The organism is Streptomyces sp. HSW2009 (assembly GCF_040240285.1).
Lineage (GTDB): Bacteria > Actinomycetota > Actinomycetes > Streptomycetales > Streptomycetaceae > Streptomyces.
Map to the genome: position 1 here is coordinate 1 of NZ_JBEHZD010000078.1, position 20,222 is coordinate 20,222.

Annotated in this window: 9 protein-coding genes and 2 pseudogenes; 3 read left to right on the forward strand and 8 right to left on the reverse strand. The window is 71.7% G+C overall.

Annotated features, from left to right (window positions below; all coding sequences use genetic code 11):
- Positions 1-159: 159 nt before the first annotated feature.
- Together AAHZ94_RS09135 and AAHZ94_RS09140 are read right to left on the reverse strand one after the other, a co-directional pair.
- Positions 160-552, reverse strand: coding sequence for a hypothetical protein (locus AAHZ94_RS09135; protein ID WP_349992040.1), 393 nt, complete (start codon positions 550-552; stop codon positions 160-162).
- A 113-nt stretch (positions 553-665) separates the two neighbouring features.
- Entirely contained in the window at positions 666-1,049 is a 384-nt protein-coding gene (locus AAHZ94_RS09140; RefSeq protein WP_502964619.1) for a hypothetical protein, read from the reverse strand.
- 189 nt (positions 1,050-1,238) lie between these two features.
- On the opposite strand from AAHZ94_RS09140, the pseudogene AAHZ94_RS36380 reads away from it, so the two are divergent.
- Positions 1,239-1,420, forward strand: a pseudogene (locus AAHZ94_RS36380) (site-specific integrase); the annotation flags it as partial.
- Between the two features lie 174 nt (positions 1,421-1,594).
- Here AAHZ94_RS36380 and AAHZ94_RS09145 read toward each other — a convergent pair.
- The 4 genes from AAHZ94_RS09145 to AAHZ94_RS09160 all read right to left on the reverse strand — a co-directional run bounded on the left by AAHZ94_RS09145 (position 1,595) and on the right by AAHZ94_RS09160 (position 15,633).
- Positions 1,595-2,068, reverse strand: coding sequence for a hypothetical protein (locus AAHZ94_RS09145; RefSeq protein WP_349992042.1), 474 nt, complete (start codon positions 2,066-2,068; stop codon positions 1,595-1,597).
- Positions 2,069-2,140: 72 nt separating this feature from the next.
- Positions 2,141-9,316: a polymorphic toxin-type HINT domain-containing protein gene (locus AAHZ94_RS09150; RefSeq protein ID WP_349992043.1), complete on the reverse strand. Its 7,176-nt coding sequence runs from the start codon at positions 9,314-9,316 to the stop codon at positions 2,141-2,143.
- 453 nt (positions 9,317-9,769) lie between these two features.
- Positions 9,770-14,434: a LamG-like jellyroll fold domain-containing protein gene (locus AAHZ94_RS09155; RefSeq protein WP_349992044.1), complete on the reverse strand. Its 4,665-nt coding sequence runs from the start codon at positions 14,432-14,434 to the stop codon at positions 9,770-9,772.
- 293 nt (positions 14,435-14,727) lie between these two features.
- Positions 14,728-15,633, reverse strand: a complete 906-nt coding sequence (locus AAHZ94_RS09160) for a LysR family transcriptional regulator (protein ID WP_349992045.1) — start codon at positions 15,631-15,633, stop codon at positions 14,728-14,730.
- A gap of 363 nt (positions 15,634-15,996) precedes the next feature.
- Here AAHZ94_RS09160 and AAHZ94_RS09165 point away from each other — a divergent pair, with 363 nt between their 5' ends.
- Positions 15,997-16,851: a Rossmann-fold NAD(P)-binding domain-containing protein gene (locus tag AAHZ94_RS09165; RefSeq protein WP_349992046.1), complete on the forward strand. Its 855-nt coding sequence runs from the start codon at positions 15,997-15,999 to the stop codon at positions 16,849-16,851.
- Positions 16,852-17,038: 187 nt separating this feature from the next.
- Positions 17,039-17,311, forward strand: a pseudogene (locus AAHZ94_RS09170) (anthrone oxygenase family protein); the annotation flags it as partial.
- 16 nt (positions 17,312-17,327) lie between these two features.
- Here the strand turns inward: AAHZ94_RS09170 and AAHZ94_RS09175 are convergent.
- Positions 17,328-17,678, reverse strand: a complete 351-nt coding sequence (locus tag AAHZ94_RS09175; protein WP_349992050.1) for a pentapeptide repeat-containing protein — start codon at positions 17,676-17,678, stop codon at positions 17,328-17,330.
- Positions 17,679-17,705: 27 nt separating this feature from the next.
- On the reverse strand, positions 17,706-20,204 hold the full coding sequence (locus tag AAHZ94_RS09180; protein ID WP_502964620.1) for an AfsR/SARP family transcriptional regulator: 2,499 nt from the start codon (positions 20,202-20,204) through the stop codon (positions 17,706-17,708).
- Positions 20,205-20,222: the final 18 nt, after the last annotated feature.

The following is a 20,222-nucleotide window of genomic DNA, read 5'->3' on the forward strand; positions in this document are numbered from 1 at the left end:
GGCCCCCCCCGGGGCGCCCCGGCCCCCGCCCCCCCCCCCCCCCCCCCCCCCCCCCCCCCCCCCCGCCCGCCCGGGGGGGGGGGGGGGGCCCCCCACCCCCCCCCCCCCTCAGCGGTGGTCATCCGCTGACGTTGCTGTCAGCGTTGCCGTCAAACGGCGTTACACAGGACTCTGGCCGTCTGCTTCCACAGGAATATGGGCCACAGTCACTACGCCAGTGAACGAGCTCTCGACCACAATGCGGTCGCCGGGAGAATACACCCAGAATTCCGGTACGGATTCCGCGATGTCCGGCAGATGAGAGATAGAGAATTCAAGCCCCATCTCTATACTCGGAACCGCCAGACTCTCCCATAAAAAGATAAGGCCGCCAGCTTTCGGCGCGAACTGTTGGATTACGATGCCTAGATCGGCGGAACCCGACTCCATCGAGCTGAGCACCAAACCATCAGCAACCGCATCCCACGCAATTGCACCGTCAGAGCTACGCGGGTAATGGCTGAGGCTTTCACGCTCATACTGAAGATGCCGATCCAGGTTCAGCAACTGCACACCCGGCCGCCCAACCCAAGCCAGCCGTCGATCACCCTGCTGATCTGCACGAACCACTCGAACCATAGATCTAGGAAGGAGGTCGGGCCTGGTTCCGTATACACCGTCGAGCGTCACGAATTACCGCCAAGCATTCTCGCGAAATCGTCTTCTGTTCCATTCCATGACACTGCCCACTTACGTGCGGTGTCACCCTTGCCGACTTCCACGTTAATATGGGGGACCTTCACCGGATCGCAATCCATCCTGCACCTCTTGAATTCGCCGTTCACCCGAGTAGTGAATCCCACTACCTTGCCGTAGGTAGTTTGCGCAGATTCGAGACGTCCGATGTACGGCTGCCGAGTAGCTGAATCAACCTCACCCAGCAGATCGAGCGCCTTGTTGCGAGCTTGCTCGAAGCCGTCAAAGCTAGGCAGGGTTACTTCCTTGCACCCTCCTCCGGAGTTGTGCACCAGTATCGGCGTATCCCCCGCCACCACATAATACGTATGCACCCCAGAAACCGTCAGATCATGAGTCCGCTGCAACTCGCTGAAATGACGGGTGGAAGCCCCCGTACCGTCGCACCATCCAGCGTCCGCAGCCGCATGCCCGCCGCGATGTCGCCCACGTCCACCCAGGACTTAGAATCCACCAACCAGAATAACCACCACCTGACGCAAGACGTCTAACCCAACGCCTTTAAGGAACTCCTCCCACACGCCCACATCGGCGTCACCGCCACCGTCTATGCACACGTCCTACTCCGCCTCCAGCACGACGCCATCGACACCCTCAGCACCGCGCTCGGCAGCCGGGAATCCACCGAGACGGCCCGCTCCGGCGCAACGAACCACCACCATCCCGCGCCACTGGCGTCCGCTGACGTTGTCGTCAACTACGGCCGTCAAACGCCAGATCAGCCCCGCCAAGCACAGCTCGGCGGGGCTGATCTTTGCCGCTGCATGGTCCTTCTCATGGCGCAGATGGGTCGAATCGGGTATCGAACCCCATACGGTCCATGAGAACCAACGTTACGGAACCCGACACTTGAGACCCATCAGAAAGAACCGAAGAACCGGTCCCACCAACTCGGCTCCCCGGAACCGTGGAAACGCAAGGGAGTGGGCCCGTCATAGCTTCTTTCAAGAAGTCCTTCCGGAATCGTGATGTACCCCGATTCAGCGAGAACTTGCTCTACTTTCTCAAGGTCATTCGCGTCGAGCTCGCCTTCAGCCTGTGCTTCATCCGTACCCAAGAAGGCGCCAGGATTATCGGCCGCCACCATTGCCAATGGCTTGAACTTGCTCACCAGGGCAACAATCCTCGTCCCACAGACTGTGGCTTCCCCCGGCACTTCGATTCGTCCGTACTGCGCGGAGTCCTGGATGTCTCGATCGATTCCACAAGGCGTCGAGAAGCGAGAACCAATCTGCACAGCCAGACGGCTAAACGAAGCTGCAGCATCGGCCGCATTGTAGTCGGCTGGCGTTTCTGGACATTCGGGATCGTCCAAACGATGCAACAGTTCCATCAGATTCGCATCTCTCTCCATTAATCCTCCAATCATCGAATTCGCTACACCAGGATCGGGTGAAACATTTCCTCAGTGCGGGAAAGCTGTGAGAACCTTCCCAGTGAGAGGTTCGTAACGCACCAGCATTCTCACCCCTCCCACTGACCCGATCACATTCTGAACCGCAGGTTCGCCCCTCTTGGTCTTCAGGGTTCTCTCGGCATGCACAGCCGATCCCTTGTACCAGGTCCTTTGACTATTTGGACTCGTCACCACGTCAGCAACAGCATCCAAAATCTGGTCATCAGACCACCCCTGCGGGAAAGCGTCCTTACCGGGCGCACCCGGGTACCTGTGACCATCAAGGATATGATCCGCCCTCTCGTCACCGATCAGCTCCCGACCAATTCCGCAGTTGCTGTTGTGAACGAGAACCGACGTCTCCCCCGCCACCACATAATACGTATGCACCCCAGAAACCGTCAGATCATGAGTCCGCTGCAACTCGCTGAAATGACGGGTCGAGGCCACCCGTACCGTCGTGCCGTCCGGCGTCCGCAGTCGCATGCCCGCCGTGATGTCGCCCGCGTCCACCCAGGTCTTAGAGTCCACCACCCAGAACGGGTGCGTCACCGTCGCGACCAGGGAGTTTCGCTCGTCGCCGGTCACCTTCAGGTCGACGAAGTCCTTGTCGTCTTCCGTGACGATGGTGCCGACCACCTCGCGGGGTGCGGTCTCGCCCGTTTCGGGGTCGGTTACCAGGACCTTGTCGCCGGTCTTGACGTCCTTGATGGGGCGAGTGGTGCCGTCCGCCAGGAGGACGTCCGTTTCGGGGAGGAAGCTGTGGGTGGGGCAATCCGAGGGAACCGGCTTCGAGCGGGCCCTCTTGCCTGAGCCGAGACGCTTGAGGCCCTTGCCAACGAGCGTGCCGGCCAGCTTTCCTGCCCTGCCGACTGCGAAACCTGCCGCCCCCTCCTTGACACAATCCCATTGGGCCGGACTCCCGGCGCATTCCAGGATCTTGGGAAGGTCAGGCGCGAAGAGTTTGGCGAAACCTATGCCACTCCGCTTCATGAGGCCTGGAAACCCATACCCCCCGAAAGCCCTCCTGACGTCCTTGTAGGGGTCCCCCATGTGGAACGGGTTGACATCGTCCGTCGACGCCGTAGCCCGATATGTGACCGGCCGATACCGAGCGACCGGCCGATACCGAGTAATCGGCCGCCCCACAAACCCACTACCCCCGCCCCCACCACTACCAAGGCGAGCGCCCGCCCCATGGCCGTAGCTGCTGCGTACGTACCGTTTGACCGTGTTGATGACGTGCTGGGCGAACTTCCTGACGAGCGAGCCCAAGCCGCCGAACCACATCCCACTCGGATCGCTATAAACCAGCGGGTTGTTGTTCCCGTACGAATACCCGTGCATCTGTTGGGAGTCCGTCAGGTCCATGACCGGGTCGACGCTGATGAAGCGGCCCAGTTTCGGGTCGTACTCGCGGGCGCCCAGATGCGTGAGGCCCGTCGTGGTGTCCCTCGTGCCGCCGATGAAGCCCTTCGTGCCGGGCCAGGTCGTCGGGTCGGTGCCGCGGGGGGCGCCGAAGGGGAGGGAGCGGCGTTGGGTGAGGGACTGGTCCGTGGCCTTGACGGCCAGTTCGCCCGTGCCGTGGTGGTCGCCGATGGTGTACGTGACGCTGCGGTCGTCGTGGACGACGGCCTGGTGGCCGTCGCCCAGGCCCAGGTAGCGGGTGGCCTTGGCCTTGGTCGCGCCCTTGGCGAGGGTGACTTCCGTGTGGCCCAGGTAGAGCGTGGTTTCGGTGTCGGTGCGGCCGATGAGGCGGCTGCCTTCGGCGTCGTACAGGTAGCTCGTGGTGCGGGTGCCCTTGTCGCCGACGGGTTCGGTGACCTTGGCCAGGTGGCCTTCCGCGTCCCAGGTCAGGTTCTGGGTGTCGCCGGCCAGGGTGCGGGCCCGCGTGTTGCCGGCCGCGTCGTAGTCGTAGCTGTCCAGCGCCGTGCCCGTGGGCCCCTTCGTGGCGACCGAGGTCAGCGCGTGCGGGCGGGGCTGGCCGGGGGCCGGGTAGCTGTAGGTGCGGGTGGTGTTCCCCGCCGCGGCGCCGCTCAGGTCGTGTTCGGTCTCGGTGAGCCGGTTGCCGACCTTGTCGTACGTGAAGGACTGCCAGTACGGGGCCGGGCCGCCGATCACCTCGCCCGCGGGGGCCTTCGCGCAGCTCGCCGTGGGCTGGGTCCACGCCTGGGTGAGGCGGCGCAGGTGGTCGTAGGTGAAGCACTGGTTGTCGGTGCCCGACCTGGACACGTCGGCGATCGAGGTGACGTTGCCGATCTGGTCGTACTGGTAGGTGGCGCTGCGGTCCACGCCGGCGACGTCCTCGCGGTCGACCCGGGCGTTGGAGACCCGCTGGGTGCCCCACTCGTACGCGTACGTGGCCCACGTCTTGCGCTGGCCGTCGGTCAGGCCGAGCGCGTACTGCTGCGGCTTGCCCGTCAGGGTGTGCGTGATGCCGGCCCGGAAGCCGTCGCCGATCAGCAGGTTGGGGCGCTGGGTGCCCGCCTCGTACTGGTAGCTGACGGCGCCGCCGGGCAGTGACCCCGCCTCGCCGTAGTTGAGGCCGCGTTGCAGGCCGGAGAGGTGGAAGCTCTGCCCCGTCTGGTACGTGCCGGCCAGCGCGCCCTCCACCGCCGGGATCACGATCTCGCTCTTGAGCGCCCGGTAGAGCCGGTCGAAGTAGGTGACCTTCGAGGTGTAGGCGTGGCCGTCGACGTACCGGGTGGATTCGGCGAGTTGGCCCTTGCCGCCGCGCACCGTGTCGTACACCCACGAGGCGCGGAGCGTGCCGGTTGCCGTGGACTCGCGCAGTTCCGTCTTGCGGCCGAGGCCGTCGTAGACGTGGACCAGGGTCGTGTCGCGGGCGTCGGTGGTGGAGGTGAGTTGGTCGCGGTCGTCGTAGCGGCTGTGCGTGGTGCCCTTGTCCGGGTCGTCCGCACGGATCTGCCGGCCCTGCTGGTCGTACGCGTAGCCCCAGGTGTTGCCGGCCGGGTCGGTGACCTTCGCGAGCTGGCCGGCGGGGGTGTACGCGTAGCGGGTGGTGTCGAAGGCGGCGTCCGCCGAGCGCGCGTGGTGCTGGCGCAGTTCGATGGTCTGGTCGCGGCCGTCGACGATGCTGGTGGTGGCGGTGCCGCCGTCCGGCGGGATGACCGTGGTGCGGTCGCCGCCGTGCAGGGTGCGGGTGGTGGCGAGCACCTTGCCGCCGTCGCCGTTGCCCGCCACCTCGCGCAGCTCGGTCTCCCGGCCGAGGCCGTCGTAGCTGTGCCAGGTCTGCGTCTCCACCGACAGCGCGTTGTCCAGCGCAAACAGGTCGGTGCGCGGGGCGCCCTCCGCGTAGTACGGGGCGAACTTCTTCACGGTCAGCCCGCGGTCGTCGTAGAAGACGTCCGCGAGCACCCGGCCGCCGCCCGGGCCCGGCTCCTGCACCTGCCGCTCGCGCAGCAGGCCGTCCAGGATCTGGTACGAGGTGCGCTGGCCGCCGGAGTTCTCCAGCGTCTTGGTGCCGATGGCGACGGCCTTGCCCTCGGTGACGGTGTACGTGAACTCGTAGTTGGCCGGCGTCGCGTTCGAGGAGGCCCGGTCGGCGAGCCAGATCTTGGTGGCCCGGCCGAGCGCGTCGTACGCGTACTTGGTGTGGTTGTCGTTGGTGTCGGTGATCGTGGTGGGTTGGCCGGTCGCGACGTCGAGCTGGGTGGTGGTGGTCTGGGCGGTGGTCGCGTCCCCCGCCGTGGCGGGCGGCGTGGTCTCGGTGATCTGGGTGGGGTGGCCGGTGGCCGGCGCGTACGCGGTGGTGGTGGTCCGGCCGTCGGTGCGGGCCTGGCGGACCGGGGCCGCGTCGCCGGTGGCGGTCACCGTCGCGGTCAGGTCGGTCTCGGTCAGCACCCGCCCGTAGCCGTCGACGCTCCGGCCGCTCTCCAGGTAGGTGGCCTTGGTGCCGTCGTGGGACTTGAGGGTGGCCGTCGCGGTGGTGTCGCCCTTGGTGGGGGTGGCGCCGTAGCCGCCGCCGTCGTACGCGGTGCGCACGTCGCCGATGACGTCCTTGGTCCGGTCGGGCGTGGCGGCGCAGCCCACGGCCACGGTCTCCTCGCGGGCGGTCAGCCCGAGCAGGTTTACCGCGGTGTTGTCGGCGTAGCTGGTGCGGGTGCAGCGGTCGTCGCTGCTGGTGGCCGTGTCGCCCGCGTCGTCGACCTGGGTGATGCGGCCGGCGACCGTGTCGTAGCTGGTGGTGGCCTCGGTGGTGCGCCACTTCTGGCCGGCGCCGTCGTCCAGCGACGTCCACTCCTTGACGTGGCCGGTGCCGGTCAGGTCGGAGGTGACGGTGCCCCAGTCGCGGACGCGCTGTGCGGTCTGGTGGTGCCAGGGCCGTTCGACGGACTTGCTCAGCACCTTGCCGCCAGGCCCGGAGAAGGTGACGGTCTTGTAGCCGAAGCCGGCGGTCGCCGGGTGGTCGGGGATGGGGTCGCCCTCACCGGCGCCGAGGGTGGCGCTGACCTTCTTGGTGCCGCCCGACGGGGCGGCGCGGTCGCCGTCCATGCCGCGCAGGAAGTAGTGCTCCTCCTGCGTCTTCATGCCGTCGGCGCCCTGCCCGCCGGAGTTGACCCGTACGTGGCCGTAGCCGCGCCACTGGGACCAGGTGCGGTGCTTCTCCTTGGTCAGGCCGTCGTCGTCGTCGAAGTGCCAGGCCGCGTCGCCCAGATAGGTGTAGCGGGTGACCTGGTCGGGGGCGCCGCCGGTGCGGTCGCTGCCGGTCGTCGAGGTGACGACGTACTTGTTGAACCAGTGCGTTTCCGGGTCGTCGGTGTTGGAGCCGCCCATGAACTGCGGGAAGCAGCGGGTGGTGTTGGACTGCGGGGTGGGCAGGCTGGCGTGCGCGCAGGCCGGGGCGGAGTAGCCGACGTCGACCTGTCCGCCGTACTCGTCGGAGACGGCGGACAGGCGGGACTTGATGAACGGCGCGTAGCCGTCGCCCGTCTTGTCCAGCCGGTTCTCCAACTGGGTGTAGGCGAACGTCGTCTTCGGCAGGGTGATCGGGGTGGCCGTGGCGTGCCCGGTGTGCTGGATGGAGTCGAGCAGCAGTTGCCGGTCCACGTCGGCCTCGCCCCAGCGGTGGCCGAGCGCCCAGGTGTCGACCTTGGCGTACCCGGTGCCCTTCAGGGTCTCCGCGCTGACCTCGACCAGCCGCTTGCGGGTGAAGAAGCTGGGGGACAGCCGGCCCTTGTCACAGGTGGTGCCGGCCTTGCAGTTGAGGTCCCAGGGCGTGTCGTACCAGTAGAACTTCTTGTCGTCGATGGTCTCCGGCGCGCAGGTCACCCCGGTCTGCGGCAGGCACCGCTCGGCCTGCCCGAAGTCGACCCTGGCCAGCGCCTTCTCGGCGTACAGGTCACCGGACTTCAGGCCGTACTCGATGCGGTCCAGGTAGCCGCCGCGGGTGTACGGGGTGTCGTCGGTGTCCTTGAGGTTGCGACCGTAGGAGTTGGTCTCCTTGTCGTAGTAGTAGGCCATGGCGTTGCCGTGCACGTCGACGACGTAGTCGAGGTTCCAGCGCCACGCCTGTTGGCACCAGGAGTCGGCGAAGGCGGCCTTGTGGCACGGCTCGTTCGCGTCGTCGCCGTAGACCGGGGCGGTCCAGGTGGAGTCGGTGGTCTCCTTGCCGCTGGCCCAGCCGGGGAGGCGGTGGTAGCCGAAGAAGTACTGGGTGCCGTCGGTGTCGGTCACCCGCCAGTACTCGTTGTCGTTGTCCCCGTTGGCCCGGTCGCCGCTGGTCAGCCGGGTGATCTTGGTGCCGTCGTCCTTGCGGAGCTGCCACTGGTCCTTGCCGGTGGGGACGAGTTCGCCGCCCTTGCCGTTCAGGGTGAGGAACGCGTTGTCGTAGCCCCAGCACAGGTCGCCCGGCTCGTTGCCGTCGGCGTTCTTCACACCGTCGTCGTAGCAGGGCTTGTAGCGCCGCTCGATGAACCCGGGCGAGAGGTCGAAGCCGTCGCCGACCCAGGACGCCTGGTTGTTGGTGGAGCTGGTGCGGCCGTCCAGCGAGCCGGACGAGTACGACAGGCTCAGGTCGGGGGCCAGGTCGCCGGGGACGTCCGGCGCCTCCATCGGGTAGGACCAACTGAAGTCGCCGGTGTTCAGGTCGGTCTGCCAGGCGGCGGACGGGGCGAGCGTGCTCGCCTTGTAGTCGCCGGTCTTGCCCTCGTCACCGGCGACGGCGGCGAGCACGGTCGGCGCGCCGGAGTGCAGCGGCACGGTGGCCGCTCGGAGCGTGCGCCGCTCGGTGTCGTTGACCGTCGCCACGGGCGTCTCCACCCGGCACTTCGCCTCGTCCGGCGAGGTCAGCGCACAGGCCGGGAGCTGGACGAGGGTGAGCCGGGAGAGGTAGCCGCCGCCGTACGCCTCGGCGAAGGCGGAGTAGTCGAGTTCGAGGGTGGCGGCGGTGGCCGGGCCGCTCGGGGTGGCTGTGGGTGTGTCGCGGGGCGTGCCCGTGGGTGTGTCGGGGTTCGCCCCGTCGGGGGTTGCCGCGGGTGTGTTCTCCGGCGTGCCCGTGGGTGTGTCGGTGCCTGACGACTTGGGTGTGTCGGTGGCGGCGCCGGCGGCCGGCTGCTGGGCGGTCAGCGAGACCAACACGCCTGCCACACCGGCGCGTTCGGCCGTCTTGCGCGGCTCGATGCGGACGGTGACCTCGGACTCCGCGGCGCCGGCGACCGTACGGGGTGCCGTACCGGATTCCGTACGGGATGTCGCACGCGGCGCCGCGCCCGACTGGGTACGCGCCGTCGCGCCGGTTCGCGTACGAGGCTTCGCGGTCTCGCCCGCGGCCTGGCGGTCGGGCTGTACCGGGGCCAGCGTGATCGGCAGGGTGCCGGCGCGTACCGGGGACGGGGTGGCCGCCTTCGCCGGCGAACGGCGCTGGTCGGCGGCGGGCAGCCGGACCGTGGCGGTACCGGGCCGCGGCCAACTGGCCCGCGGCGCCCGACGCGGGGTGCGCGGGCCCTCGTTGGCCGCCCGCGGCTTGGCCGCGCCGAAGTCGGCGCCGGCGACGGGACGTTCGGAGCGCGGCAGGTCGGGCCGGCCGCTGCCGTCGTCGGCCGCGCTGGCCCCGGTCTCGCCGGTGGCCTGCACCAGGCCGGCGATCAACGCCACCGAGACGAGCACGCCGACTCTTCGGCGCGTCGCCCGTCTGCGCCGGGGTGCGGTGGGTCTGTCGTTCATCGTTCTCCTCACTGTCTTCGGGGTGCAGCAGGTCCCTTGCGGATCGCTGCGGGTTTCGCCACGGGCGCTACCGGTCTCGCCGCGGGGGCGGTTCCGGTCGCGCCGCGGGTCACTGCGGGTCGCCGCGGTGCGGCAGGGAGGCGGGTGCGCGTACGGGTACGCGCACGCGTGCGAGACGGATGGGGGTGCGGGCCGGGCCGGCCCGTACCCCGGGGAGACCGACCCCCGTGGGGAAACCGGCCCGCCGCGGGACGCCCGGTGCTTCACGGAAGCCCGGTACTTCACGGGGCGCCCGGTCGGGACGGGAGCTGGCCGGGGCCGGCCGCATCGGCGACCCCGGCGCGCCCCGGGCCCGCGGCGGGGCGGGGCCGGAACGCACCGGGGTGGCCCGGCGGGGCGGGGCGGCCGGCCGCAGGCAACGATCGCCGTGCGGCGGGCCGCCCCGGTCCGTCGTCAGCCCTGCGGGACCTCCGTCGGGACGCCGCCCCTGGCCTCGGCCAACCAGGCGAGTTGCTCATCGCTGAGCGCACCCTGGAAGGCCCACACGTCGTCCACCGCACCGGGCCAGTACTCGCCGAAGGCGCCGGCGGTCTTGGCCCGGCCGACCTGGAGCGCCTTGGTGCCGGCGAAGGACAGCGCGTTGTCGGCCCAGGAGACCCGGTTAGTGCAGGTGGCGTCGTCGGCGCTGCCGTCGCCGTCGGTGTCGGGGCAGACCAGGGCCTCGGGTTGGCCGTTGACGTAGAGCCTGAGTTGGTCGGCGAAGCCGTCGTAGACGAGGGCCAGGTGGTTCCAGTCGCGGACGTCGACGAAGGAGCCGCTCTGCACGGTGGTCACCGCCGCGCCGTCGGCGTCGGTGGCCGGCAGCGTCACCTGCCAGCGCCCCGGGGAGTCCGCGCCGGGGCCCGGCACCCAGCGGACGGTGACCGCGCTGCGCCGGTCGCCCTCGATGCTGAGCACCGTGGCGGGCCCGTCCGGCACCGCGGCTGCCTGTGCCCAGCCGGCGACGGTGAAGCTGGCCGCGGTGTCCACGGGGGTGCCGCCGGTCGCGGCGTGGTCGTCCTTGCCGTCCAGGAGCAGCGCCCCGCCGTCCACCCAGCCGGGGCCGATGCGGGCGCCGGAGGCGAGGGTGAGCGGCCGGCGGGCGGCGGACTCGTCGGGCGAGGTGGCGGGTGTGCCGGTGGCCGCGTCCAGCTTCCAGCGGCCCTTGACCAGCGGGCGCTGCCGGAAGAGCTGCCGCACCTCGTCGTCGGTGACCACCCGGTCGTAGAGCCGCACCTCGTCCAGGTCGCCGCGGAAGAAGCCGCCCGGCCCGTCCGCGTACTGGGCGGCACCCAGGCTGACCTGGCCGCGGGCCAGCCACGGGGTGGTGAACGGCTCGGTGGCCTTCAGCGCGCCGTTGACGTACAGCTTGAGCTCGCCGACGTCGTAGTCGTACGCGGCGACGACGTGCGCCCACTCGCCGAGCCCGGCGCCGGCGCAGGTCGGCTGGGTCTCGGGGCAGGGGCGTTGGGCGGCGCGGGTCACGGGGGCGTTCGGGTCGTCGGCGCCGGCGCGCAGGAAGACCCAGCCGAGGGTGGGCGAGTGGTAGAGCTCGAAGCCGCGCAGGGTGCTGCCGGCCTGGCTGACGGCGACCATCGAGCGGTCGCCGCGGTCCCTTGGCAGCCTGGCCCACAGCGAGAGCGCGAAGCTCTGGTGGGTGTCCAGGACGGGTTGGCCGGTGCGGACGTGGTCGTCGGTGCCGTCCAGGGTGAGGGCGGTGCCGGCGACGCCGGGCGCGCCCAGCGTCGGGCCGCCGTGCGCGGTGCCGGCGACGCGCTGGCCGCGGCCGGTGACGGCGGGCGCGGTGGCGTCCTCGTCCAGGTTCCACACCACCTTGGCCGGCCGCCCGCCCGAGGTGACCGGCTGCCGTGCGGCCAGCGTGCCGAGTTGGGCGTCGCTGAGCTGGTAGTCGAAGAGCTGCGCCTCGTCCAGGTCGCCGGTGAAGTGGCCTTCGCGGCTGCCGTAGTGGGAGGCGACGCCGAGGTAGGTGGCGCCGCGGGCGTCCCACGGGTCGCGGTAGGCGGCGGTGCCGGCCAGCTTCCCGTTGACGTACAGCCGCAGTTCGCCCGCCGGGTGGTCGAAGACGCCGGCGAGGTGGGTCCAGGTGCCGAGCCGGCCGGCCGGGCAGCCGGTGTCGGCGGCCGGGCAGGGGGCCTGGGCGGCGCGGGCCACGCCGTTGCCGGTGGCGGCGTCGCCGGTGTGCCGCAGGAACACCCAGCCGCCGGACGCGCTGGAGTAGTACAGCTCGTAGCCGCTGGCGTGGGTGCCGGCCTGGGCGAGGACGACCGGGGTGCCGCTCACCCCGCCGGCGGGCAGCTTGGCCCAGGCGGCGACGGTGAAGCTCTTGCCGGTGTTGAGGACGGGCGATGCGGTGGCGGCGTAGTCGTCGGTGCCGTCCAGGTGCAGGCCGCCGCCGGTCACGCCGGCGGTGCCGGCCCGCGCCCCGCCCGCCCCCCCCGCCGGCCCGCCCCCCCCCCCCCCCCCGCCCCCCGGGGCGGGGGGCGGGGCGGTGGGTTGGCCGGGGAGGGGGGGGGGTTGGCCGGCGCGGACCCGGAAGGAGTAGGTACGGGGTTCGCTGCCGTTGCCGGCGGCGTCGAAGGCCTGCGCGGTGATGAAGTTGACGCCGGGCCTGGTCGGCAGGAAGCGGAGGGACTTGGCGCCGCCGCCCGAGGTGTTCAGGGTGTGCTTGCTGCTGGGCTGCTCGTTGACGCCGAACCAGTAGCGCACCACGTCGGGCGTGGCCGATTCGATGGCGAAGGTGCCGTACCGGCCCACCCCGTCCCGCCAGGGGTCCTCCGGGTTCTCCGGGTCGGACGCCGGGTACTGCCCGGAGCTGATGGTGGGGCCGGCCGGCACGCTGGTGTCGAGCACCAGGTTGCAGCCGTGCGCCGATCCGTCGTAGCTCCAGGGCGACCACTGGGCGCCGTCCCACACCCGGACGTGCCAGTCGACCCGCTTGTTCTTGGGCAGGCTGGCCGGCAGCCTGGTGGAGAAGTCGGAGCCGGAGCGCTTGCGGGTGCTGGTGGCCGAGGTCCAGCGCGGCTTCCAACCCTGTCCGTCGCCGGCGTCCCAGGTGGCTTGGAACTGCACGCCCACGCTGTCGCCGTCGGGGTCGGTCACGTGGTTCACCCGCACCGTGGGCAGCGACCGCACGCGCACCGCGCGGTCCGCCGGCTGGCAGGTGCCGCCGGGGTCCGAGGTGAGCTGGGCGGTGCGCAGTTGGGTGGGCCTGCGGTTGTACTTCACCCGCAGGTACGCGTCGTCGGCGAACCGCTTCCAGCCGTACCGGTCGCCCTCGTTGGAGGCGCGCAGGCCGAAGGTGATCGAGGGCCAACCCTGCTCGGCCGCCTGCCGCACCACGCCGGCCACCTCGAACTCGGCGTCGGCCGCCGCGCACCCGTCGGCGCCGTACGCGAAGCTCTTGCTCCGCAGGTGGTCGGCCCAGAAGCCGCTGGCGTTCTGGGAGTTCCAGGTGGTGGCCGACGAGATGGCCTTCGTACGCCACAACTGCACCTCCCGCGCGTCACAGGAGGCGGCGTGCGTCTCGCGCACCACGAACTCGGCGGAGAGGACGGAGCGGCCGGTGAAGCGGGAGCTGGGGATCTGGTAGAAGAGCCGCTTGGTGTCCTCGGGCTTGCAGTAGGCCCAGCCGCAGTAGCCGAGCCCGGCGTCCGGGTCGCCGTTGAACTTCCACTGCGGGGTGCCGGCCCAGTACTGCGAGGCCACCGTCCAGGAGGAGGCCCGCGGGGAGTACCACTGCGGGTCGATGTACACCGGGTAGACGGTGTCCGCGCCGGTCAGCAGCTCCGCGTCGGGCGTGAGCACCAGCTCGGAACCGCCACCGCCGACCTCCACGCCGACCGGCGCCGGCCGCCCACCGCCGGCGCTGCCGGGCGCGGGGACGGGCGCGGTGTCCGTACGGGGTGTGGGGGCGGTGGTGGAGTTCGCCGTCCGCGGCGTGGGCCCGGTGGTGCCGGGGTTGGTGGTGCCGTGCTCGGCGGCGGCGGACCGGCTGGTGGTGCCGTTGTTGCTGGTGTCGTCATTGCTGCTGCCGGGCCGGCTGTTGGCGGCGGGCCGGCTGTTGGTGGGCCGGCTGGCCGCGGACCGGCCGATGGTGGCACCGGCCGTACGGGCGTTGCCGGCGCGGGCCGGCTGCGTGCCGCTGGAGTCCCACATCACCGGCTGCGGCGCCTCGAACACGGCGTTGCCCGCACCGTGGTCCACGGCCTCCAGGGCGCCGCCGGGCGCCTCGCGTACGGTCACGCCGTCCGCGGCGATCCGCAACCGCAGCTCGGCCAGTTCCTTGCTGGCCGCGGCCTCGGCGCTCTTGACCACCAGGAGCTGGGAGAAGCCGTCCACCTCGGCGGTCAGCCGCAGGTCGACCCCGGGCAGCACCTCCGGGTAGACGGCGGCCTCGGCCGCCAGCCGCGGTGCGGGGAGCGGCTTCGGCCAGCTCAACGCGAGTTCGCGGCCGGCTCGCCGGAGCCTGGCCATGGGCGCCGTGCCGCCGCCGGAGAACGCCACGTCCACCGCCGTACCGCCGGGCACCACCGTGCCGTCCGGCGACCGGTGCAGCGTCGTGTCGACCGGCCGCCATCCGGCGCCGTCGCGCACCCGCACCGGGCGTACGTGCTCACGCGCCTCCAACTCGCCCCCGGGCGTGGCGAACACCTCACTGGTCTCGGTCCGCAGCGAGGTCACCTCGACGCGGGCGCCGGTGCGGCGGGCCAGGGCCAGGGCGGCGGATTCGGTGGGTGCGGTGTCGGTGGACGACGCGGTGCCGGTGGACGCGGGTGCGGCGCCGCCGGAGCGGTCCGCGGAATGTCCGGCGGGGCGTTCGGCTGAACGTTTCTTCGCCGCCCCCTCCACGTCGCGCTTCCGCGCCCCGGGCGGCCCGTCGGCACCGACACCGGCACCGGCCCGACCATCGACGGACGCCGACTCCTGCGAGGCCGCCGACTCCTTCGCCGGGCGGCCGTTCGCCTCCGCCGACCCCGCGGGCAGCAGCCCCACCGCCAGGGCGACGCCGAGCGCCCCCACCACACCGCGCACCCCACGCAGCCGTCTTCGCCCCGCCATTCCCCGACCCCTCCCTCAGCGCACGACGATCGGCGTCGCACAACGCGGGTGACCGTAGGGATACGCAGCGGAGTTGGTCCACACCAACAAATACCCCTAGAAGCCTCAAAGGATCTTCACAGGTCGACATGTCGATATGACGCTGATCACAACTTCAACCAGCAGGTGAGAGCCGGATGACGTCTGGGGGTGGCATACACAACGGCTACACATCATGGATGAGTCGTGTGCACACAGTGAAGTAGAGGCAGGCCACGAGGGGCGGATGCGGCGCGCGGGGCGCCCCCACCCACCTAATCCAGCAACGGATTGGGCCGATCCGCCACCACGTCCTGAGCCGCCCGGACGAACCCACGGAGTTGCTGCGTCGTCGACGCGGTGCGCCACAGGAGGCGCCAGTCGAAGGGCTGGGCGTCCTCGATCGGCACGTACGCGACGTCGGGGCGGGAGTCGAAGCGCTGGGCGTGGGCGGGGACCGGGTAGACGCCGCGGCCCGCGCCGACCAGGGCCAGCATCTCTTGGATGGTGCCGAAGTCCGGGCCGCGTTCGACGGGGCGGCCGGCGGGGGTGGCCGGCGGCACGGCCAGGGCGTCCACCTCGGGCGTGAGCAGCCGGGGGCGCAGTACGGCGGTTCGGGCCAGGTCGTCGAGGCGGACCGCGGCGCGGCGGGCGAAGGGGTGCCGGGCCGAGACGGCGAGCACCGGCGCCTCACTGAAGAGCACCGGGCTCTCGCTCATCCCGGTCCACAGCGCCGGGGCCACACAGAGCAGCACGTCGATCTCGTCACCGGCGAGGAGGGTCGTGGCGTCGGCGTACCGCTGTTCGAGCGCCTGCACCTCGCCGCCGGGGTGCCTGGCCCGGAAGACCTCCGCCACCTCGTACACGAGCATGCCGACCCCGGCGCCGATGAAGCCCACCCGCAACACCCCGCCGCCGCCCCGGCCGGCCTCGATCGCGCGGGCCACGGCCGCCTGGATCTGCTCGTACGCCGGGGCCAGGTCGTCGCGGAGTTGGCTGCCGATGGGCGTCAGTGTGACCAGCCGGCTGGTGCGGTCGAACAGCTTGGCCCCGATGCGGTGTTCCAGCTTCTTGACGGCCTGGCTGATCCGGGCCGACGACACGTGCAGCCGTTCGGCCGTCCGACCGAAGTGCAGTTCGTCGGCGAGCGTCAGAAAGATCTCGATGTCGCGCTGCTCCACCCTGCCCCCTTATGCATAACCCCTAGGTTAACGGACCGTTCGGATTAAGCCGTTGTTCACGGTTGGCCGATGGCCGAGAGTTAAGTCAACGCAGCGGCCGGGCGGGCACGGGAACCGGCCGAGAGGCACGGGCCCGATCCGTCCGCCTCGTTCCACCGCGTTCCACCACCCTCCGGTGGCGGCCGGGCGGTCCGCGGAAGCGGTCCGTAAGAACGGTCCGCAGGAACAGGGCACCCAACCCACCACACCCTCCGGGCACACCCATGCCTCCACCCACGCCGACACCCGCACCAACTGCCCAGCGGCTCAAGCCACTTCGGCCGCCTCAACCACTCCAACCTCAACCTCAACGGGGGAATCACCATGACGCACGGAACGACGCTCATCCTGGGCGGCACCGGCAAGACCGGCGGCCGGCTCGTCCGCCGACTGACCGCACAGGGGCTGCCGGTGCGGATCGGCTCGCGCTCCGGCGGGCTGCCCTTCGACTGGGAGCAGCCGGCGACCTGGGGTCCGGCGCTCGACGGGGTGCACGCCGCGTACGTCTCCTACTACCCCGACCTGGCCGTGCCCGGCGCGGTCGAGACGGTCACGGCCTTCACCGAGTTGGCCGTTGCCCGCGGCGTCCAGAAGCTGGTGCTGCTCTCGGGCCGCGGCGAAGACGCGGCGCTGACCTGCGAGAAGGCGTTCGCGGCTGCGGCCGGCAGCGGGAACGGCGCCGGCTCCGACGCCGACTGGACCGTCCTGCGCTGTAGTTGGTTCAGCCAGAACTTCAGCGAGGGCTACCTATACGAACCGGTCATCGGCGGCACGGTGGCACTACCCGCGGGGCCGGTCGGCGAGCCGTTCATCGACGCGGACGACATCGCCGACGTGGCGGCTGCGGTGCTCACCGAGGACGGGCACACGGGCCGGGTCTACGAGCTCACCGGCCCCCGGCTGCTCACCTTCGCCGACGCGGTCGCGGCCATCGCCGCCGCCACCGGGCGCCGCGTCGACTACGTACGGATGGAGTTGGCCGACTACGCCACCGCGCTCGCGGCCGAACAGGTGCCGGCCGATGTCGCCGCCTTCCTGACCCATCTGTTCGGGACGGTGCTCGATGGCCGAAACGCTCGGGTCACGGACGACGTACGGCGCGTACTCGGCCGCCCCGCGCGTGACTTCGACGACTACGCCAAGGACGCGGCGGCGGCCGGCGCCTGGAACGGAGCGTGAGGAAGACATGTCACTGAAGACCCTGCACACCGCCGCACTGCTCGCGGCGACGCTCACCACCGGTCTGATGGCCGGCCTGTTCGCGGCCTTCTCGTACGCGGTCATGCCCGGGCTCGGCAAGGCCGGCGACCGCACCTTCGTGGAGGGCATGCAGCGGATCAACACCGCCATCCTCAACGGCTGGTTCATGTCCTGCTTCCTGGGCGGCCTGGCCTTCACCGCGCTGGCCCTGTTCCTGAACCTGCGCTCCGGAACCGACCGCTCCGCACTCCCGTGGATCATCGCCGGCCTCGCCCTCTACCTGACGATGTTCCTCGTCACCAGCGCCGTCAACGTGCCGCTCAACGACGCGCTGGCGAAGGCCGCGACGTCAGGAAACGCTGCCGAACTGGCCGCCGCCCGGCATGACTTCGAGTCGAAGTGGGTCACCTGGAACACGGTCCGCACCGTCGCCAACGTCGCCGCCTTCGCGGCCCTCATCTGGGCCCTCGTCCTCCACGGCCGCGCCACGCCGACCGAGGCGGAAGCACTGGGCGCGAGCGGGACGACCCGCGGCTCCACCGCGGCGGGCGCACCGTCCCACCCGGGGCCGACAAGCCCGACCGCACGGCCCGCGGGGGCCGGACCTCAGGGCACGGGTCCGTACGCAACGAGTTCGTACGCATCGAGTTCGTACGGGTCAGGTTCGCACGGGTCGGGTTCGCACGGGTCAGGTTCGCACGGGTCAGGTTCGCACGGCCGGGTGCACGCGGATCGGATGACGGCGTGAGCTCGTACGGCTGAGCTCGTACGGCGTGAGTGCGTACGCGGCGGGGCCGGGCGACCACAATGGCGGGCGGTCACGTGCCGGGCGGTCAGGTGGCGGGCCCGGCGCCCGGAGCGGCAGCGGGACCAGCATCCGTCTCGGCGCCCAACCCCGCGGCCAGCTCGGCCAGATAGCCGGCGACCGGGCCACAACTGAGGAACCCACTGCCAGCACCGCCCAACTCGCCTGCCGCAGGCGTCAGTTCAGCGCGAGCCCGGAGCATCACAGGGCGGTCGCCGAGGGTGATGGCGGCCCGGGCCAGCAGGCACCACAGAGCCTCCCGCAGCAGGTCGGCGGGGGGCTCCGGGGCCTGTCGGAGCGCGTCGGCGGCCCGTTCCCGGCGGCCCAGGGCCAGCAACACCAGCGGACGGGCCCACGGTGCGTACGGGCCCCAGTCGGTGTCCGGGTCGGTCTGCGCGGGCAGGCCGTGCGAGAGCCGCAGACAGAGCAGCGCCAACGCGACCCACCCCCGTTCGAGCCCCGGCATGCCGGCCCCCGCGAGCAACCCGCCGACCTCCCGGTACGCGGCCTCGGCCACCTCGTAGCGGGCGGGCGGGTGCTCCGCAGCCGGCGGGTTCGGCGCCCGGCGCGCCCCTCCTTCCGGTGCGGGCGCCGCCGGACCCGGCCCGTACGCGGCGAGGCGGAGCGCCCGGTACCCCCGGGTGAAGACGCCCACCAGCGGCAGTTCGTGCCGTGCGGCCAGCCGGTCGGCGGCCTCGGCGTGCCGGTCGGCCGTACCGAAGTCGGCCAGTGCGCTGCGGGCCTGGACCCGGATGAGGTGGCCCAGCACCTCGTAGGTGACCAGTCCGTGCCGGGCGGCCAGGGCCACCAGTTCGTCCCCGATCCCGTCCCGGCGCGGCGCCAGCCCCGAGCGCCGGCAGCTCTGCATGAACAGCCCGTTGAGCGCGAACGCGAGCAGCTGCGGGTCGTCCAGCCACCGGGCGAGCGCGACGGCCTCCCGGGCCGCGGAAGCGGGACGGGTACGCGGCTCGGGAGCCGCGGAAGCAGGGCGGGTACGCGCGCGCGGGCCCGCGTCCTCCGCCGCCCCGCTGACCTCGGCACCGTCCGCCAGCCCCACCGGCCGCTCGCCGACACGGACGACAGGGCGGCCGGTCGGTCCCCCACCGACCCCACCCTCCGCTCCGGCCCCAGCGCCCTCGGCCGCCCCGCGCCCACTCGCCGTACGGGCCGTGCCCGCCGTACGGACCGTGCCCGCCGCAGCGCCCGCACCGCCCGCACCGCCCGCACCCGGCGTACAGGCCGGCTCCGACGGCGTACCGCGGGACTCCACGGCGATGGTGGCCAACAGCCGCGCCCGGGCGGCGGCCCGTACGGGATGAAATCGCAGCTCAGAGTCGGTTTCAGCGGCGGAGGCTGGGGCGGCGTCCGGGCCGGGATCAGGGACGGGACCGGAATCAGGCCCGGGCCCACGGTCGGGCTCCGCGCCGGAGGGGCGGTCCGGAACAGACGAGCGATCCGAACCGGCGACACAGCCCGGCTCACCTGGGCACTCCGCATCAGAGGGCTGCCCCGCCCGGGACAGGTGCTCCGCTCCGGACAGGTGCCCCACCCCAGACAGGTGCTCCACACCAGCGGGGTGCTCCACGCCAGCGGGGTGCTCCGCGCCAGGCGGGTGTTCCAGGGCCGCGAGCGCGGTCAAGGCGCGTTCCGCCGCGGCGACGACCTCCGCCGCCTGGGCCGGATCGTCCGTACGGGTCCAGACCGCGGGTACGTCGTACGCGCCGATCACCCGCGCGACCAGCTCCGGATCGTCCGTCTCCTCCGCCGCTGCGATCGCCGCGAGGCGGTGCGCCCTGGCCGCCACGAGGCCCCGGCCGCCGGTGACGGCGAGGCCGCGCAGGAGCCCCACGGTCGATTCCAGCCTGGCCCGCGCGCCCGCCGACACGGCCAGGTCGTAGTCGGCGGCGGCCCGCGCCCACACCTCAGCCGCGGCGCCGGCCTCAGCAGCCCCCGCACTTCCACCCGCGCCCACACCCGCACCGACCCCGACATCACCGGCCACACCCCCGGCCGCCCCCGCACTCCCGCCCACCCCCACCCCCACATCGCTGGCCACCCCCGTGCCCGAGCCGCCGCCCACGACCGGCTCGGCATCCCCGGCCAGCCCCTCGGCCTGTGCCAACACGTCCGACTCCAGGCGGCGGAGCGCGGGGCCGGGGTCCACGCCGAGTTGTTCGACCAGCAGGGTGCGGGCCCGGCGCAGGACCGCGAGGGCGTCGCCCTGCCGGCCGCTGCGGTAGAGCGCGAGGGCGAGCAGCCGCCAGGCGTCCTCGCGCCACGGGTGTTCGGCCACGTGCGCGTCCAGGTCGGGCACCGCATCGGCGGCCAGCCCCAGCGCCAGCCTGGCGCCGGCCCGCCGCTCGACCGCCTGCAACCGCAGCTCCGCCAGCCTGGCGCGTTCGGCGCGCGCCCAGTGCGCGTCGGCGAAGTCGGCGTACCCGGGCCCGCGCCACCAGCCGAGCGCCTCGTCCAGCGCGGCGAGGGCGGCGAGCCCGGCGCGCGCCCCGTCGGCCTCACCGACGGCCACCGCGCGGTTGAGCCGTAC

What these genes read in the sequence shown, in the direction of transcription:
- AAHZ94_RS09165 (WP_349992046.1), top strand. Translation starts at nt 15,997, where the DNA reads ATGACGCACGGAACGACGCTCATCCTGGGCGGCACCGGCAAGACCGGC.
- AAHZ94_RS09150 (WP_349992043.1), bottom strand. Translation starts at nt 9,316, where the DNA reads ATGAACGACAGACCCACCGCACCCCGGCGCAGACGGGCGACGCGCCGA.
- AAHZ94_RS09155 (WP_349992044.1), bottom strand. Translation starts at nt 14,434, where the DNA reads ATGGCGGGGCGAAGACGGCTGCGTGGGGTGCGCGGTGTGGTGGGGGCG.
- AAHZ94_RS09145 (WP_349992042.1), bottom strand. Translation starts at nt 2,068, where the DNA reads ATGGAACTGTTGCATCGTTTGGACGATCCCGAATGTCCAGAAACGCCA.